The following is a 16,634-nucleotide window of genomic DNA, read 5'->3' as shown; positions in this document are numbered from 1 at the left end:
CGCCGTGTCCACGGCCATGGCGAAGGCGGCGCCTGTCGGTCCGGTGCGCCCGTGCCGGTGCCGGTGTCCGTGCCCGGGCCCGTGCCGGTGCCGGTGCGGGCCCGGGTGCGCGGGGCTCGGTCCTGGGCGGGGCTCAGTCCTGGGCGGTGGGGCGTACGACGATCTCGCTGACGTCGACGCCGTCCGGCTGCGCGACGGCGTAGCCGATGGCCGAGGCCACGGCGGAGGGCGGCATGGCGATCTCGTCGCGCCGGCGCACCAGCGCGGCCGCGACCTCGGGGCCGGCCCCCTTGCCGACGCCCTCGGTGTGGGTGAAGCCGGGGGAGACGAGGGTGACGCGCAGGTCGGGCCCCGCCTCCTGGCGCAGGCCCTCGGTGAGCACCTTCACCGCCGCCTTGGTGGCCGCGTAGACCCCCTGCGGAGGCCTGACGACGTGGGCCGCGGTGGAGCCGACGTTGACGAACTGGCCGCCGCCCTGGCGGCGGAAGACCGGCAGGGCCGCCCCGATGCCGTTGAGCAGGCCGGTGACGTGGGTGGCGACCATGGCGTCCCAGTCGTCCTGGCGCAGCTCGTCGAACGGCGAGACGGCCATCGTGCCCGCGTTGGAGACCAGCACGTCGAGCCGGCCGTACCGGTCCAGGGCCGTGTCGGTCAGGCGCCGCAGGTCCTCGCGGCGCGTGACGTCGACGACGACGCCGGTGGCGGCCGCGCCCCGGGCGGTGACGGCCGCCACGACGGCCTCCAGCCGCTCCCGGCGCCGGGCCCCGAGCACGAGGCGGGCGCCCCGCTCGGCGAGGTGGTGCGCGGTCGCCTCCCCGATGCCGCTGCTGGCGCCCGTGATCGCGATGACCTTGCCCTGGATGCCCGTCATGAGCCTCTCCCTCTCCCCGGTGCGTACGCGGTGGGCGCACTGCCCTACAGTGAAAACGGAGGCGCCCCCGCTTCCCTCAGGCTAAGTGGGGCCGCCTCCGTTTATCAAGCGGGAAGACCGCCGACGGACGAAGACCACCGAGGAACGAGGACGGCGAGCACCGATGACCGACGGAGCACCCCGGCCGCTGCGGGCCGACGCGCGGCGCAACCGGGAGAAGATCCTCACCGCCGCCGCGCGCGTGTTCGGGGAACAAGGACCGGACGCCCACCTGGAACGCATCGCCAAGGAGGCGGGCGTGGGCAGCGCCACCCTGTACCGCAACTTCCCCACCCGGGAGGCCCTGATCGAGGCGGTCTACCGCAACGAGGTGGTCCAGCTGTGCGAGGCCGCCCCCGCCCTGCTCGCGCGGCACCCGCCCGAGCGGGCCCTGCGCGCCTGGACCCGCCTGTTCCTGGACTACGTCACCGCCAAGTACGGCATGATCGACGCCCTGCGCGCCATCGCCGCCACCGGGGCCAACCCCTACGGCGGCAGCCGGGAGATGATCCGGAACGCCGTCGCCACGCTCATGGACGCCTGCGCGGCCGCCGGCGTGATCCGCACCGACATCCGGCCCACCGACCTCGCCGCCGCCCTGGAGGGCATCGCCCTCACCTCGGCGGGCGCCGAGCACCGGCAGCAGGCCGAGCGCCTGCTCGACCTCACCCTGGACGGCCTCCGGCCGCGGCGCTGAACCCGCGGGGCACGACGCCGCACGAGGACCGGAACGGTGACGAGGACCGGAACGGTGACGAGGGCCGGGCGGTGACGAGGGCCGGGGCCGCCAACGGCACGATCGAAGGAAGGCGGCCCCGGCCCCGGTCCGTTCCCGTACGGGCGGGGCATCGACCGCGAAAGCCCGTACGGCTGCGGTCGGCACCCATTGGACGACTTCAACAGCACTTGAAGTCAAGCGCCCCGGCCGCGCCCCCGGCAGGAAACCGGACACCGCAGCGGGGTAGCCTCGCTCCCGGCGGGGGCCGACAGGCGCGAGGGGACGAGGGGCGGACGGGATGACGCAGCAGCAGCGCGGCTACTGGCGGGAGGCGGACGGCACGCCCGTCGCCGTCAGCCAGGCGCACATCGTGTGGACCAGGGCGGCCTACCCGGCCCTGGTGGACGTGGCAGGCCGCTACCACGCGGTGATCACCTACGCCGAGCTGGCCGAGGCCGTCCAGCAGGCCTCCGGGGTGCGCACCAGCGTCAACCAGCGGCACTGGATCGGCAAGGTGCTGGCCCTGGTGGTGCGCGAGGCCCACCGGCGCGGCGACCCGCCGCTGACCTCCCTGGTCGTGCACGCCGCCGACGGCATGGTCGGGGCCGCCTACCAGGACGTCCTGGAGGTCGCCGGGCAGCCGCCCATCCTGGACGAGATGGACCGCGAACAGCACGCCGCCGCCGCCCGCCTCGCCTGCTACCGGCACTTCGGCGCCGACCTGCCCGCCGACGGCGGCATCCCCGCCCTGGCCCCGCGCCTGACCACCACGGTGACCCGCAGGAAGACCGCCACCGCGAAGACCGCCGCCGCGGTTACCGCCACCGCCCCGCGCCCGCCGGCGATCTGCCCGAACTGCTTCCTGGAACTGCCCGCGACCCGGGTGTGCGACTCCTGCGGGGCGAGGACCGCGTGACCCGCTGGGCCCTGGACGCGCTGCTCGGCCTGGTGCTCGCACCGGTGGAATGGGGCGCGACCGTCCTGCTCTTCTTCGCCGTGCTGCTGAAGAGCGGGGGCCGCCGCCCCCGTCCTTGGGAGAACGCGGCCTGGGCGCTGGTCCTGGCCGCGTTCCTGCTCCCGGTGGCGGGCGCCGTCCTGTTCGCGTGCGCGGGCCTGCCGGTGACCGCAGGCACACAGGCGCTGGTGCCCGTCGTGCTGCTGCTCATGCTCCGCTTCCGCGGGTTCGCGGGCGCGATCGGCCGCTTCTTCACCCACCGCTGAACCGCGCCCGCTGAACCGCCGCCGTCGGGCCGCCGTCACACCGCGGCCGGCAGCCTGCCCGGCATCCGCCAGCCCTCCGCCAGCCGCGAGGGCGTCAGGCGCCGGCCCTCGCCGAAGAACTCGCAGAACTTCATGATCAGCGGGTCCCAGCCGACCGGGTCCACGTAGTGGTCGCTGCCCGGCACGATCAGCCGCTCGTCCACGTGCGCGCGCACCACCGACACCTCGAAGGCGGTGCACCCCGGGTTGCCCGCCAGCGCCCTGGCCTCCTCCAGCCGGCACTCCAGCTGCACCGGGCACTCGGCGGCCCGCGGCGCCCCCACCAGCTCGCCGGGCAGCTCGGTCAGCCCCGCGGCGGCGAACTTGTTCCGCTCGTGCCGGTAGCCCTGCGCGAGCCGGTACTCGGAGATCCGCGGGTTGGCGGTCAGCAGCGCCAGCGCGTCGACGGCGTCGACCTGCGCCGCCGAGGGCAGGTTGAGCACGCACTCGCCCTCGCGCCGCAGGTTGATCGACGTCTGGGAGCTGTTGCCCAGGCCCAGCACGCAGGACTGGCCCAGCCACCAGGCCGAGGACATCGGCGCCAGGTTGGCGCTCCCGTCCTCGTTGCGCGAGCCGATCAGCACCACGGGGGTGCCGAAGTACAGGACCTTGAGATCGGTGACCTTGTGCACGGGAAGAGCCGTCCTCGCCTCGGGTGAGTCGGTGGCCCGGACCGGACGGTCCGCGACCGGCCACCGACTCTGCCCCCGCCCGCGCCCCGGCGCTGGCGGGGATCGGACACGGCGTTCCGTACCCGCCGCGCCTGCGCGCCGGAGGTCAGCCCAGGACGCGGACGGTCAGCCCAGGCCGCGGACGGCGACCGTACGGGCCTGGCCGTCGGTCAGCCGGTACGACAGGCCCACCACCGCGGCCCGCCCCTCGGCGACCTTGGCGGCCAGCAGCTGCGAGCGCTCCAGCAGCAGGTCCACCGTCTGGCGGATGTGCTCGTCCACGATCGCGTCCGGGTCCTCGATGCCCGCCGCCCTCGCCGACAGCACGCTCGGCGTCACCCGCTCCACCACGTCCCGCACGAACCCGCCGGGCAGCCTGCCCTGCTCCAGGGAGTCCAGCGCCGCCGCCACCGCGCCGCAGGAGTCGTGCCCGAGCACCACCACCAGCGGGCACTCCAGCACCGCCACCCCGTACTCGATGCTGCCCAGCGCCTCCGCACCGGTCACATGACCGGCGGTGCGCACCACGAACAGGTCACCCAGGCCCCGGTCGAAGATGATCTCGGCGGCCAGCCGGGAGTCCGAACAGCCGAACAGCACCGCGAAGGGCTTCTGCGCCGGCGCCAGCGCGGCCCGCCGCCCGGCGTCCTGGTTGGGGTGCTCGGGGCTGCCCCCGACGAAACGGGCATTGCCCTCCAACAGCACCCGCAGCGCCTCGGCAGGGTCGGATATCGGGTCGGATACGGGGCCGGATATCGGAGAGGAGATCATGGCGCCACCCTAGATCGCCGCTGCCGGCAGTCGCAGCCGGGGGGGCCGGGGGGCCGGGGCCGGGTGCCACGAAAAGCGGATGCCCGCGCCCCGGCCGCCGTGGGAGGGTCCCGCGCATGAACACCGACACGCACACCGGCTGGTCCTTCGCCGGCGCCCGGCAGCCCGCCCACTTCGGGGCCTGCACCGTCCAGGGCGAACCGGACGAGCCGGAGCACGCCGCGGTCGGCGACGACCGGACGCTGTGCCAGGAGCAGCCACGGACCATCACCCGCTACCGCCACCCGTTCGGCATCCGCATCGGCGCCCGCTTCTGCCCGCGCTGCCAGCACCTCGCCGCCACCGCCCCGTCCCGCCCCGGCGTCCAGGAACGCCTGCACGAACGGGTCCTGGACGCCGCCGAGGGGCCGCTGCGCACGGACCTGCTCGCCGCGCTGCGCCGCGGCGCGCCCGTCCCCAGGTGGCTCAACGGCCCCGCGGACTTCCTGGTGTCGCACGCGGGCCTGGACGAACTGACCGAGGGCGCCGCCCCCGCCGCTGCGGCCTTCGGCGCGCACACCCTCTCGCTGGCCCTGGCCGAGGACGGCCCCTGGCGCTACCTCGTCGTCCTGCCGCACGACGGCACCGCCCCGCTGCTCGCCCGCGGCCCGCGCACGCCCTGAGGGGGCCGGTGCCCGCCGCTCCAGCGGCGGGCACCACGCTCCATGGCCCCGCCCAGCGCCACCGCCCGGCCCGCGGGCGCGAGCGGGCCGCCGCCGGGCGGGGGAGAGTGTCCGAGCGGCCCGGTACGGTGGCTGGTGTGCCCACCCGCGTACCCCTCGAAGACCTCGTCCGGCTGCGCCGGGCCCGCGACCGGATGGACCGCGAGTACGACCAGCCGCTGGACGTGCCCGCCCTGGCCGGCACCGCGCTGATGTCGCCCGGCCACTTCTCCCGCAGCTTCCGCACCGCCTACGGCGAGACCCCGTACAGCTACCTCATGACCCGCCGCATCGAACGGGCCAAGGCGCTGCTGCGCCGCGGCGACCTCAGCGTCACCGACGTGTGCATGGCGGTGGGCTGCACCTCGCTGGGCTCGTTCAGCAGCCGCTTCACCGAACTGGTCGGCGAGAGCCCCAGCGCCTACCGCGCCCGCGACCACGCCGACGGCGAGCCGATCCCCGCCTGCATCGCCAAGATCCGCACCCGCCCGGTGCGCCGCACCTGAGGCGCCGCACCTGAGGCGCCGCATGTGAGGCGAAGGGCGGCCCCGCTCCCGTAACTTGAGGCCCATGAGCATCGAACTCGCACAGTGCTTCATCGCCGTCGACGACCACGACAAGGCGCTCGCCTTCTACCGCGACGTCCTCGGCTTCGAAGTGCGCAACGACGTCGGCTTCGAGGGCATGCGCTGGGTCACCGTCGGCTCGCCCGAGCAGCCCGGGGTGGAGATCGTCCTGGAACCGCCGCTGGCGGACCCGCACGCCTCCGAGGACGACCGCCGGGCCGCCGCCGAACTCCTCGCCAAGGGGCTGCTGCGCGGCGTCATCTTCCGCACCGACGACTGCGACGCCACCTTCGAGCGCATCCGCGCCGCCGGCGCCGAGGTCCTCCAGGAACCGATGGACCAGCCCTACGGCGTGCGCGACTGCGCCTTCCGCGACCCGGCCGGCAACATGCTGCGCTTCAACCAGCCGCGCGCCGCGTAGCCGTCGGCCCGAGCGGCGCTCAGGACCCGCCCGTGGGGCGGCCCAGGCGGTGCAGGACCAGCCAGGCCTGCACCGCCTGGGCCAGCAGCACGGCCGGCGGCACCGACCAGGGCAGCAGACCCGCCACGGACAGCGGCAACAGCACCAGGACAGTCGCCGCCAGGACGGGCAGGGTGCTGGACAGGGCGATGCGCAGCCGCGCCCGACGGGGGATCACGAGGCGCTCCCGCGGGCCCGGTCCAGGAAGGTGCGCAGGTCGGCCCAGGCGTCGGCCGGGGCGGCCGGGTCGCCGGACAGGGCGGCCGGGTCCTTGCGCCAGGCGGTGCGCACGGCGGCGGACAGCGTGGTGTCGCCGCCGCTGAACAGGCGGGAGAGCTCGTCGAGGCGGGCGGCGATGCGCCGCACCCGGGGGTCGGCCGCATCGGTGCCGGCGGCGCGCAGCGCCTCGGCCCGGCGGTAGAGCTGGGGCCACTCGACCTCCAGCAGGTAGTGGGCGGCCGGGCCCAGGGCGGCGGCGTGGTCGGCGAGGGCGTGCAGCTGGTCCTCGTCGAGGTGGCGGCGCAGGGCCTCGTCGGCGGCGGGCCGGGTGGCGCCGGTGGCCCGCACCAGGCGCAGCAGGTCCTCGGTGCCGGGCTCGCGTTCGGCGGCGAGTTCGCCGTCCAGGTGGTCCAGGCGCTCGCGCAGCTCCTGCAGCGCGGCCAGCGAGGCCTCGGTGGCGGCCAGGTGCTCGCGCACCAGGCGCCGCGCGTCCACACCGGCGTCCAGGCAGGTGGCGATGGTCTCCAGGCCCAGGCCCAGGCGGCGCAGCGCGAGGATCTGGTAGAGCCGCACGACGTCCCGCTCGGTGTAGGCGCGGTGGCCGGAGGCGGTGCGCCGGGAGGGGGAGAGCAGGCCGAGGTGGTCCCAGTGGTGGAGGGTGCGTACGGTCAGTCCGCTCGCCTCGGCGAGCGGGCCGACCTTCCAGGTCTGTTCATCGGAGGGCATGGCACGAGCATCCCTCCTGACGTCGCGTGAGGTGCAAGCCCGGGGCGCGCCTCAGGTGGTGCGGGCGGGCAGCGGGTGGGCGGCCGGCGGGTTGTCGGGCAGTGGGTAGGCGGGCAGTGGGTAGTCGGGCAGGGCGATGTCGCCGGCCTTGGCGAACTGGGCGGCCAGGACGGCGCGCAGCGGCCAGCGGCCCATCCAGCGCATCGAGGCGGCGCGCAGGCGGATCATCAGGGCGCTGTCGGGGGCGTAGCCGCCGACGCCGCCGGGCGGCAGCTCCTGGGCGCGGGTCACGTAGGGGCGCATCAGCTCCTCGTAGCGGGTGTAGGCGGCGGTGAAGTCACCGGCCGCGGCGGCGAGTTCACCGGCCAGCAGGTAGGCGCCGACCAGGGCGAGGCTGGTGCCCAGGCCGGTGAGCGGGCTGGGGCTGTAGCCGGCGTCGCCGAGCAGCGCGACGCGCCCGCGGCTGTAGCGCTCCAGGTGGATCTGGCCGAAGGAGTCGAAGGCGAAGTCGTCGGCGGCGGCCAGCCCGGCGACCAGGCGCTCCACCCGCCAGCCGGCGCCGGCGAAGCGGTCGGCGACCAGGCGGCGCCGGGCGGCGGCGTCGCCGCGCTCGAGGGCGAGCGGGCCGCAGCGGAAGGCCAGGGAGGCCTTGACCTCCCCGGGCAGCCGGCCCGGCCGGGCGGTGGCGACCAGCCCGCCGGGGGCGTTGTACATCAGGAACCAGCGGTCCAACTCGCGGGCCAGCGCCGGGTCGTGGACGGTGAACCAGCAGTGGTGCCCGCCGAGCGGGCGGTAGTGCTCCGGCTCCGCGCCGAAGGCCAGGCGGCGCACCGCCGAGTGCAGCCCGTCGGCGCCGACGACCAGGTGGAAGCGGCGGGTGGGGGAGTTCTCGAAGTCGACGGTGACGCCGTCCGCGTCCTCGGCCAGGGCGGTGACCGTGTCGCCGTACAGGTACTCGACGCCGTCGGTGGCCTGCCGGAGCAGCTCGGCGAGGTCGCCGCGCAGGATCTCCAGCTCGGAGACGATGCCCTCGCCCCCGAACAGCTCCACGGGCATCCGGGCGGTGTGCCGGCCGCGGGTGTCGACCAGGGCGATGCCGCGCTGCTCCACGCACAGCGCGCGGGCGCGCTCCATCAGGCCCATCCGCTCGATGACGGTGCGTCCGGCGCCGCGCAGGTCGACGGCCTGCCCGCCGGGGCGCGGGGCGGGGGCCCGCTCGACGACGGTGGAGTGGAAGCCGTGGCGGCGCAGCCAGTGGGCGAGGGCGGGGCCGGCGATGCCGGCGCCGGAGACGAGGATGTCGGTGTTCTCCATGCCTGCAACCGTACGGCGTACGCATGGCGCTCAACAAGCCGTGTTCTGTGGTGATTTGGGGCTGCTGCACTAGTGCACTAGGGGCGCTTCGGGGTCGGCTCGGGGTCGGTCGAGGGTTGGCCCGGGGCCGGTGCGGGGTGGTTGCCCGGCTGCTGCGGTGGCCCCGGGGGTGCCGGCCGGTGCACTAGTGCGCGCGGGGGCGGGCCGACGGGGTCGGGGTCGGCTCGGGGGTGCGTCAGGGGTGGGTGGGGGCCGGGGCCCGGTTCAGGACTTCGGCTCCGTGTTCAGGACTTCGGCTCCGTGCCCACCAGGGTGTGCACCAGGTCCTCGCCCAGGGCCAGGCCGGTCGGCGACTCGTCCGGCAGGCCGTAGTCGCGGTACCAGTCGGCCGGGGCCTCCGGGTGCGGGCCGGTGACCGCCACCCGGCCCGAGCCGTACGGGGCGACCACGGCCGCGGCCCGGTCGTTGGTGTAGCGGGCCAGCACCCGCGCGTCCGGGCCCTCCACGTCGAAGTACGGGCCGTCCTGGAAGTACATCCGCCGCGGCTGCCCGCGCCAGGAGACGTCGACCAGGTGGTCCTGCTCGTCGGTGACGGTGGCGCCCCGGGAGCCGATGTACTGCCCGGAGTCGCCCGGCAGGAGGCCGTAGCCGGGGTCGTGGCCGGCCAGGTAGCCGCCCATGCACAGCCCCAGGTAGTGCCCGCCGCCGCGCACGTAGGCGCGCACCAGCTCCGGGGAGAAGCCCGGGTCACGCTGCAACAGGCGCCAGGCGGTGGACACCTCCTGCCCGTTGGTGCCGCCCGGCTGCACGTACAGCGCCGCGCCGGACAGCGCGTCCGGGCCGAAGCGGACCTCCTCCTCGGGCCCGATGTAGCGCACCGCGTAGCCGTCGTGCTCCAGCAGGTCGTGCGCCGCCTCCGGGCAACCCTCGCAGGCCGCCGGGCCCCGGTAGACCAGCGCCACCGGACGGCCGTCCGGATCCGGCGCCACCCCGCCGGTCGCGTCCGCGCGCGGCGCCCGTCCGGCCAGGTCGGCGCTGTCCGGTCCGGCCCCGGAGGGCGGAGCCCCGCACGCCGACGCCGCCAGCACCACCGCCGCCAGCGCCACCGCCACCGCGCCCCGTCCCGCCCGTCCGGCCGCTCCGGCCCGCCCGCCCCGTCCAGCCCTCATGACCTGCACTCCTGCCGCCCTCCCCGGGCCGTCACCGTCCGCCGCCACGACGCTACGGCCCACGCCCCCCGGCCCGCACACCAGCCCCCCTGACCGGGTGAACGGGGGGCTGGGGGTTGACCGGCCCCGGGGGGATCCGCAGGAGGCGCGCGGTTGACGGCCCCGGGAGCCGGGAAGGCGCGGGAATCACGAAGGCGCGGGCGTCACGAAGGCGCGGGTGACAGGAGGCCGCGGGTGTCAGGAGGCCGCGGCCGCCGCCGCCAGCGGGGCCGGCGCCGGACGGGCCGGCGGGAAGCGCCGCAGCCGCACCAGCGCCAGCACCAGCAGCAGGGCCAGCGCCCCGGCCGCACAGGCCAGCGCGAACGCCGCCAGGTGGCCGTACGCGCCGACCAGCGGCCCCGCCCCCGTCACCGCCAGGCCCTGACCCGCGATCAGCCCGCTGCCCAGCAGCGTCATAGCCTCCGCCATCCGACCCGCCGGCGCGACCCGCTCCACCAGCCCGAACACCGCGATCAGCGCCGGCGCCACCGCGAACCCGACCGCCCCCACCGCCACCGCCGCACCCGCCACCCCGCCCACCGGCAGCAGCCCCAGCAGCAGCACCGCCTGCGCCGCCACCGCCGTGCGCAGCCGCGCGGTGAGGTCGAAACGCTCCGCGAACGAGGCCAGCACGACCCCGGCCGCCGCGCTGCTCACCCCCATCGCCGACCAGACCAGGCCGCCGACGCCCGCGTCGCCCCGGGCCAGGTACTGCACGCCGGTGTTGGCGGCGCCGAACACCACGCCCTGCAGCACCGTCACGGCGATCAGCACCAGCAGCGGCCCGGAGAGCACCCGCCCCGCCGCCACCGCGCGCGCCACCGCCGCCGGAGCCGTGGGGTGCAGCGCGAACACCGTGCCGAACAGCGCCATCAGCGCCGCCGCGCACACCAGGCCCGCCGCCGGGTGCACCGCCCAGGCCAGCACCCCGACCAGGGCGGGGCCGGCCACGAAACTCGTCTCGTCCACCACCGCGTCGAAGGCCAGTGCCGGACCGACCAGTTGGTGGCCGTCCCGGCGCCCGCCCGCCAGCGCGATCCAGCGGGTGCGCGACAGCGGCCCGATCTGCGGCACGGTGAAACCGGCCAGCGCCGCGCACCCGGCCTGCACCGCCGGCGCCAGGCCGGCGACCGAGGCCACCACCAGGGCGGCCGTCAGCAGCGCGTTGGCCAGCGACGCCGCCAGGATCACCGGCCGGTGGCCGCGCCGGTCGGCCAGCCGGCCCAGCAACGGCCCGCCCACCGCCTGCCCGCCCCACAGCAGGCCCGCCACCACCCCGCCGCGGCCCACCCCGTCCAGCGCGGTCACCATCAGCAGCGTCCCGGTCGGGCACAGTGCGGCGGGCAGCCGGGCGAGGAAGGACACCAGGGGCAGCCGTGGCCCGGCGAGTCGGGCGACGCCGTGCACGGCGCTGCGAGCGGACAAGGGGCGCCCTTCCTCGGTGGTCGGCGCGGACGCCCCCACTACACCGGACGGCACGCGCGCTCGGCCATCGGCGGCGGCCACCAAGTGGCCCGCGCCGGGGGCGGGCCGGGGCTGGACGTTCCTCCGAGCCGGGCCCGTTCCGCCCCGGGCCCGCCCGCCGCACCGGGCCCGCCGCCCCGGGCCCGACCCGGGGCGCTCCGCCCCCAGGGGATCACTCCTCCCGCAGCGCCCGCACCACCGCCGACAGGTCCCGGTCCGCGATCGACGGGTCCGCCAGCAGCGCCTGACGGGCCGCCGCCAGCAGCGGGCCGCCGCCCGCCAGGGCGAGGTCCTTGGCGGCCAGCCGCACCGGGAAGTCCGACTCCGTGCTGCGCGCCCGGGCCACCACCCCCGCGAGCGGCCCGCCCGCCAGCACCTCCAGCGCCTGCTCCTGCGGCACGCCCAACTCGCCGGCCACCGACAGCACTTCGTCCAGGACGGCGACCGAGGTGACGATCGCGCCCATCACCACCACCTTCAACGCCGCCCCCGCCCCGGGGCCCCCGCAGCGCCGCACCCGGCCCAGGTGGGACAGCACGGGCTCGGCGCGCTCCAGGTCGCCGTCCTCGCCGCCCGCGTAGACGGTCAGCTCGCCGCGGGCGGCCGGGCCGACGCTGCCCAGCACCGGGGCGTCCACCAGGGCCACGCCGTCCGGCAGTTGCCCGCGCAGCCCGGCGACGGCGCGCGGGCCGATCGAGGACATGTCGATCCACAGGGTGCCGGGGGCCAGCGCGGCGGTGAAGCGTCCGGCGACCTCGGCGGCGGCCTGCGGGTCGGAGAGCATCGTGACCACGATGCCGGCCCCGGCCACGGCCTCGGCCGGGCTCGAAGCCTCGGTCAGGCCGTCGGCCCGGCCGGGCGTGCGGTTCCACACGGTCAACGGGTAGCCGGCGGCGGCCAGGCGACGGGCCATCGGCAGCCCCATCCGGCCCAGGCCCAGAAAGGCGATCTTTTCCATGGCCCCCACGCTAGGCACCCCCGAGCCAGGCGACAAACGAATGTCTCGCATGGTACCCATGCCCAATGGACATGGCTTGGCTGGACGTCTTCCGCACCGTCGCGCACCTGGGCTCCTTCACCGCCGCCGGCGAGCGCCTGGGCTTCACCCAGTCCGCGGTCTCCCGCCAGATCGCCACCCTGGAAGCCGAGTTGGGCGCCCCGCTGTTCGACCGCCTGGCCCGCGGAGTCCGGCTGACCGAACACGGCCGCGCCCTGCTCCCGCACGCCGAGGCCCTGCTGGAACGCCTCGACACCACCCGCCGCGACCTCGTCGCCCTCACCGAACTCGACGCCGGACGCCTGCGGGTGGGCGCCTTCGACAGCGCCAACGCCGAACTCCTCCCCGCCGCCCTCGCCGCCTTCCGCACCGCCCACCCGCAGGTCGAGACCACCCTCACCGAAGGCCTCAGCACCCACCTGCTGGAGCGCCTCGCCGACGCCACCATCGACCTCGCCGTGGTCGCCTCCTACGCCGAGAACCCCCAGGACGCCTACGACACCGACCAGTTCGACCTGCGCCCGCTGCTGCGCGACCCCGTCCTGGTCGCCCTCCCGCGCGGCCACCGGCTCGCCGGCCGGCGCCGCCTGCGGCTGGCCGAACTCGCCGACGAACCCTGGATCGCCGCCCGCCGCGACCCCGGGTCCACCCTGCTCGCCGCCTGCCTGCGCAGCGGCTTCCAGCCCCGCATCGAGTACGCCGTCGGTGCCTGGGCCGCCAAACTCGGCCTGGTCGCCGCGGGGTTGGGCCCCACCCTGATCCCCGCCCTGGCCGCCCGCGCCGCCCGCCCCGACATCGCCCTGGTCCCGCTCCACCCCCAGGACACCCCCGTGCGCCACGTCCGCACCGCCACCCTCCGGGGCCGCCGGGTGCCACCCGCCGTGACCGGCTTCCTCGGCTTCCTGCGCGAAGCGGCGCGCGCCGGCCGGCGCGACTGACGGCCCGCCGCCCCCGAACCGGCCCGCCGCCCCCGAGCCGGCCGGCAGTCCCGGATCCGGCCGCAGGGAAACCGGGTTGAACGGGCCGGGAGTGTGGGCGAGCATGCGGGGATGAGCGAGCGACCCGAGCGATGGACCCAGGCCACCGTCTACCCCGACATGTGGGCCGACCCGGCCGACGACCCGCGCAACAGCGAAGGCCCCTCCCCGGACGGCGAAGCCGCCACCATCGAGGACTACCTGACCAACTACCGCCTCACCCTGCGGATGAAGTGCGAGGGCCTGGACGCCGAGCAGCTCGCCCGGCGCTCGGTGCCGCCCTCGACCATGTCGCTGCTCGGCCTGGTGCGCCACCTGGCCGAGGTGGAACGCCACTGGCACAACTGGATCCGCGAGGACGAGCCGCAGCCCAAGCTCTACGGTCCCCGCGACGCCGACTTCGACGGAGCGCTCCCCGACCCGGCCCTGGTCGAGGCCGCCTGGCGCGACCTGGAACGCGAACAGGCCGCCCTGGACGCCGTGTTGGCCGCCCACCCGGACCTCGGCGAGCGCCTCGGCAAGCAGCGGCTCTCGGTCCGGGAGCTCCAGGTGCACCGCATCGAGGAGTACGCCCGCCACTGCGGCCACGCCGACCTGCTGCGCGAGTGCGTGGACGGCCGCGTGGGCCAGTGACGGACCCGGCGGCCGGCGGACCCGACGGACGACGGACCCGACGGACGACGGGCGGCGGTCGACGGGCGGCGGGCTCGGGAGATCCTCGGGAGAGTCTCAGGAGAACCCGGCGCGGTGGCGCTCGAACTCCTCCGGGGTGCGCACCCCCTCGTCCAGGACGGCCCGGTGGATCCCCCAACTGCGCACGCTGCGCCCGTACTCGGGGCGGTCCGGCACGGGCCCCGCGAGCGGAATTGACCCACGGAAACGGTGATCGATTGCCCCCTGATCGTGGGTCTTTCCGCTCCTAGTCTGGTCACATGACGACGACGAAGAACACCGCTCCCGCCACCGCCACCGCCCCGGTCCTGGCCCGCCACGGCGAGGCCGAGACCTGCGCGGACCCGAGCGCCACCATGACCCTGCTCGCGGAAACGGCCCCGGGCGAGGGCGGCTTCACCGTCTACCGCTCCGCCTTCGCCCGGGGCGCGGTCGGGGCCCCGGCCCACTTCCACACCCGGGCGACGGAACTGTTCTTCGTGATCAGCGGCTCGCTGCGGGTGCTGGTCGGGGAGGAGGTCACCGTCCTGAACGCGGGCGACTTCCTGGCCGTGCCCCCGCACACCCCGCACGCCTTCGCCGCCGCCCCGGGCTCCGAGGCCGACGTGCTGTTCGTGTTCGCCCCCGGCATGGACCGCTTCGACTACCTGCGCCTGCTGGGGACGGTCATGCGCGGCGAGGCCGACCCGGGGGCGATCGCCGCCTCCGCCGAGCGCTTCGACAACCACTACGTGGACAGCCCCGCCTGGCGCGCCGCCCTGGCGGGCCGGGCCTGAGCGTTCGGCCCGGGGGGCGACGGGGCCGACGGGGCGGCGAGGGCGACGGGGGCTCTTCGACGGGCCGGGGCGGCCCGGGTGTGGAACGGTGGAAGGCCGGGGGCCCCAAGGCCGGGGGACCAGGGGGCCGGTTGCGAGAGGAGTCGCCATGTCGTCGAAGCGCCGCCGCAAGAAGAAGGCCCGGGCCAGGCGCGGGGCCAACCACGGCCGCCGGCCGCAGTGCTGAACGGCTCAACGGCAGAGCCGTACGGCCCCGCGTCCGACAACCGGACGCGGGGCCGTACGGTCACCCCACGGAGTCGAGCGCGGCCGCCTTGCGCAGCAGCACCGCCCGCTCGCGGGTGTTGCGGCACAGCCGGGCGGCGAGTTCCAGCTCCGCCCGGGCCTCGGTGGTGCGCCCGAGGCGGGTCAGCAGTTCGCCGCGCACCCCCGGCAGCAGGTGGGAGCCGGCCAGGCGTCCGGAGACGGCCAGGTCGTCGACCAGGGCGAGCGCCGGTCCCGGCCCCTCGGCCATCGCGACGGCCACCGCCCGGTTGAGTTCGACCACCGGGGACGGCGCCACCCGGCCGAGCGCCTCGTAGAGCAGCACGATCCGTTCCCAGTCGGTGTCGGCCACCGACGGCGCCGCCGTGTGGCAGGCGGCGATCGCCGCCTGGAGGCCGTACGGGCCCAGGCCCCGGCCCGGGGCGGCGGCCCGGCCCAGGGCCGCCAGGCCGCGGCGGATCGCCGAGTGGTCCCAGCGGCGCCGGTCCTGGTCCTCCAGGAGCACCGCCTCCCCGTCCGGGCCGGTGCGGGCCGGGAAGCGCGAGGCGGTGAGCTCGAACAGGGCGAGCTGGCCGTGCACCTCGGGCTCCTCGGGCAACAGGGCGGCCAGCGTCCGGGCCAGCCGCAGCGCCTCGTAGGCGAGGTCGGTGCGCAGCAGGTCGTTGCCGGCGGTGGCCGTCGAGCCCTCGGTGAAGACCACGTACAGGACGCTCAGGACGGCGCCCAGCCGTGCCCGCCGCTCCCGGGGCGGCGGCAGCTCGAAGGGGACGTGCGCGGCGGCGATGGTCTTCTTGGCGCGGGTGATGCGGGCCTGCACGGTGGGCACCGGCACCAGGAACGCCCGGGCGATCTCCTCGCTGGACAGGCCGCCCACCACCCGCAGGGTGAGCGCCACCCGGGCCTCGGGGGAGAGCACCGGGTGGCAGGCGGTGAACATCAGGGCGAGGACGTCGTCGTCGACCCGGTCGGGGTCGAACGGCAGCTCCGGCGCCGGGTCGGGGCCGGTCGCCGAGCCGGTGCTGAACTGGCCCTCGGCCAGGCCGCCGGCCAGCGCGGCGTAGCGCTCGTCCAGCGCCGAGGCGCGGCGGAAGGCGTCGATGGCCCGGCGCCGGGCGCAGGCCAGCAGCCAGCCCACCGGGTTGGCCGGGGCGCCGTCGCGCGCCCAGGAGACCAGGGCCTCGGCCAGTGCCTCCTGGGCGACGTCCTCGGCCAGCGCGAAGTCCCCGGTGTAGCGGGCGAGTGCGCCCACGATCCGGGCGGACTCGATCCGCCACACCGCCTCGACGGCCCGCCGGGCGGCCTCGGCGTCCGGCGGGCCGTCGAGGCGGTCGGGGCCGTCGGTGGCTGCGGGCATCAGAGCTGGCCGGTGCGCTCGCGCCAGGCCCGCTCCTTGACGATCCACTCGTTGTCCTGCGGGAACTCCTCGATGCTCGGCACCCGGCGCACCTCGCACTTGGAGCCGGGCAGGGCCGGCATCCGCTTGGCCCACTCCACGGCCTCCTCCTTGGAGGCCACGTCGAGCAGGTAGAAGCCGCCGAACAGCTCCTTGGTCTCCCCGTACGGGCCGTCGGTGACCACCGGCGTCTCGCCGCTGTAGTCGACCACCACGCCCTGCGACGGGTCGTCCAGCCCCTCGGCGGCCACCAGCACGCCCGCCCGGATCAGCTCCTCGTTGAAGCGCCCCACGGTCTCCAGCATCTCCTCGAAGGGCGTCTCCATCATCTTCGCCATGGACTCGTCCGTGCCCCGCATGATCAGCATGTACTTCGCCATCACAGACCTCCTTCGACGGGGGGCCGCCTCCCGGCCCCTTCCAACCCAAGGTCGAACGGCGCGCCCGTGGATCGACACGCTCGACGAAGACGGACGATATTCCTTCCCGCCGACAGCCCCCGGCCGCCCCGCCGCCCGGGGAGCGCCGAAGCAACGGCGGCCCGGCCAGGTTCGCCCCGGCCGGGCC

20 protein-coding genes are annotated in these 16,634 nt (G+C 76.2%); 9 read left to right on the top strand and 11 right to left on the bottom strand.

The window, feature by feature from the left end; all coding sequences use genetic code 11:
- Positions 1–133: 133 nt before the first annotated feature.
- On the bottom strand, positions 134–871 hold the full coding sequence (locus ACIQWA_RS31095; RefSeq protein ID WP_360232235.1) for an SDR family oxidoreductase: 738 nt from the start codon (positions 869–871) through the stop codon (positions 134–136).
- Between the two features lie 163 nt (positions 872–1,034).
- On the opposite strand from ACIQWA_RS31095, the gene ACIQWA_RS31090 reads away from it, so the two are divergent.
- The 3 genes from ACIQWA_RS31090 (at position 1,035) to ACIQWA_RS31080 (ending at position 2,849) form a co-directional block, all read left to right on the top strand.
- Positions 1,035–1,607, top strand: a complete 573-nt coding sequence (locus ACIQWA_RS31090) for a TetR/AcrR family transcriptional regulator (RefSeq protein ID WP_402487867.1) — start codon at positions 1,035–1,037, stop codon at positions 1,605–1,607.
- A gap of 319 nt (positions 1,608–1,926) precedes the next feature.
- Positions 1,927–2,544, top strand: coding sequence for a hypothetical protein (locus tag ACIQWA_RS31085; protein ID WP_402487869.1), 618 nt, complete (start codon positions 1,927–1,929; stop codon positions 2,542–2,544).
- Positions 2,541–2,849 (top strand): hypothetical protein, encoded by a 309-nt coding sequence (locus ACIQWA_RS31080; protein ID WP_402487871.1) that lies wholly within the window; start codon positions 2,541–2,543, stop codon positions 2,847–2,849. Before ACIQWA_RS31085 ends, ACIQWA_RS31080 begins: the two co-directional genes overlap by 4 nt.
- Before the next feature lie 35 nt (positions 2,850–2,884).
- On the opposite strand, the gene ACIQWA_RS31075 is transcribed toward ACIQWA_RS31080, so the two are convergent.
- Positions 2,885–3,520, bottom strand: a complete 636-nt coding sequence (locus ACIQWA_RS31075; RefSeq protein WP_402487872.1) for a flavin reductase family protein — start codon at positions 3,518–3,520, stop codon at positions 2,885–2,887.
- 165 nt (positions 3,521–3,685) lie between these two features.
- On the bottom strand, positions 3,686–4,330 hold the full coding sequence (locus tag ACIQWA_RS31070) for a carbonic anhydrase (protein ID WP_402487874.1): 645 nt from the start codon (positions 4,328–4,330) through the stop codon (positions 3,686–3,688).
- 116 nt (positions 4,331–4,446) lie between these two features.
- Between ACIQWA_RS31070 and ACIQWA_RS31065 the strand changes: the two genes are divergently transcribed.
- From ACIQWA_RS31065 to ACIQWA_RS31055, 3 genes are all read left to right on the top strand, one after another.
- Positions 4,447–4,992, top strand: coding sequence for a hypothetical protein (locus ACIQWA_RS31065; protein ID WP_402487876.1), 546 nt, complete (start codon positions 4,447–4,449; stop codon positions 4,990–4,992).
- Between the two features lie 194 nt (positions 4,993–5,186).
- The gene (locus ACIQWA_RS31060; RefSeq protein WP_360232389.1) at positions 5,187–5,537 is read left to right on the top strand and encodes a helix-turn-helix transcriptional regulator; all 351 of its coding nucleotides are present in this window, start codon (positions 5,187–5,189) and stop codon (positions 5,535–5,537) included.
- Between the two features lie 64 nt (positions 5,538–5,601).
- Positions 5,602–6,018 carry a VOC family protein gene (locus ACIQWA_RS31055; RefSeq protein ID WP_350509502.1) on the top strand — a complete coding sequence of 139 codons (417 nt, stop codon included), beginning with the start codon at positions 5,602–5,604 and terminating at the stop codon, positions 6,016–6,018.
- Positions 6,019–6,037: 19 nt separating this feature from the next.
- On the opposite strand, the gene ACIQWA_RS31050 is transcribed toward ACIQWA_RS31055, so the two are convergent.
- From ACIQWA_RS31050 to ACIQWA_RS31025, 6 genes are all read right to left on the bottom strand, one after another.
- Complete coding sequence (locus ACIQWA_RS31050) at positions 6,038–6,235, bottom strand: hypothetical protein (protein WP_402487878.1); 198 nt, start codon at positions 6,233–6,235, stop codon at positions 6,038–6,040.
- The gene (locus tag ACIQWA_RS31045) at positions 6,232–7,002 is read right to left on the bottom strand and encodes a MerR family transcriptional regulator (RefSeq protein WP_402487880.1); all 771 of its coding nucleotides are present in this window, start codon (positions 7,000–7,002) and stop codon (positions 6,232–6,234) included. The genes ACIQWA_RS31050 and ACIQWA_RS31045 overlap by 4 nt, the downstream gene beginning before the upstream one ends.
- A 51-nt stretch (positions 7,003–7,053) precedes the next feature.
- Entirely contained in the window at positions 7,054–8,316 is a 1,263-nt protein-coding gene (locus ACIQWA_RS31040) for an FAD-dependent monooxygenase (protein WP_402487881.1), read from the bottom strand.
- Positions 8,317–8,600: 284 nt separating this feature from the next.
- The gene (locus ACIQWA_RS31035) at positions 8,601–9,485 is read right to left on the bottom strand and encodes a BPL-N domain-containing protein (protein ID WP_402487883.1); all 885 of its coding nucleotides are present in this window, start codon (positions 9,483–9,485) and stop codon (positions 8,601–8,603) included.
- A 237-nt stretch (positions 9,486–9,722) separates the two neighbouring features.
- Positions 9,723–10,949, bottom strand: a complete 1,227-nt coding sequence (locus ACIQWA_RS31030; RefSeq protein ID WP_402487885.1) for an MFS transporter — start codon at positions 10,947–10,949, stop codon at positions 9,723–9,725.
- A gap of 211 nt (positions 10,950–11,160) precedes the next feature.
- Complete coding sequence (locus ACIQWA_RS31025) at positions 11,161–11,946, bottom strand: NAD(P)-dependent oxidoreductase (RefSeq protein WP_402487887.1); 786 nt, start codon at positions 11,944–11,946, stop codon at positions 11,161–11,163.
- A gap of 65 nt (positions 11,947–12,011) precedes the next feature.
- Here ACIQWA_RS31025 and ACIQWA_RS31020 point away from each other — a divergent pair, with 65 nt between their 5' ends.
- From ACIQWA_RS31020 to ACIQWA_RS31010, 3 genes are all read left to right on the top strand, one after another.
- Entirely contained in the window at positions 12,012–12,923 is a 912-nt protein-coding gene (locus ACIQWA_RS31020) for a LysR family transcriptional regulator (protein WP_402487888.1), read from the top strand.
- A gap of 111 nt (positions 12,924–13,034) precedes the next feature.
- The gene (locus ACIQWA_RS31015) at positions 13,035–13,595 is read left to right on the top strand and encodes a DinB family protein (RefSeq protein ID WP_402487890.1); all 561 of its coding nucleotides are present in this window, start codon (positions 13,035–13,037) and stop codon (positions 13,593–13,595) included.
- A 299-nt stretch (positions 13,596–13,894) separates the two neighbouring features.
- Positions 13,895–14,410, top strand: coding sequence for a cupin domain-containing protein (locus ACIQWA_RS31010; protein WP_402487892.1), 516 nt, complete (start codon positions 13,895–13,897; stop codon positions 14,408–14,410).
- 286 nt (positions 14,411–14,696) lie between these two features.
- Here the strand turns inward: ACIQWA_RS31010 and ACIQWA_RS31005 are convergent, their stop codons facing one another.
- On the bottom strand, positions 14,697–16,028 hold the full coding sequence (locus ACIQWA_RS31005; protein WP_402487894.1) for an RNA polymerase sigma factor: 1,332 nt from the start codon (positions 16,026–16,028) through the stop codon (positions 14,697–14,699).
- Positions 16,028–16,447: a YciI family protein gene (locus tag ACIQWA_RS31000; protein ID WP_402487896.1), complete on the bottom strand. Its 420-nt coding sequence runs from the start codon at positions 16,445–16,447 to the stop codon at positions 16,028–16,030. The genes ACIQWA_RS31005 and ACIQWA_RS31000 overlap by 1 nt, the downstream gene beginning before the upstream one ends.
- Positions 16,448–16,634: the final 187 nt, after the last annotated feature.

This window comes from Kitasatospora sp. NPDC098652 (genome assembly GCF_044760155.1).
In the GTDB taxonomy this organism is placed as follows: Bacteria; Actinomycetota; Actinomycetes; order Streptomycetales; family Streptomycetaceae; genus Kitasatospora.
This window is presented reverse-complemented; position numbering and strand designations above follow the sequence as displayed.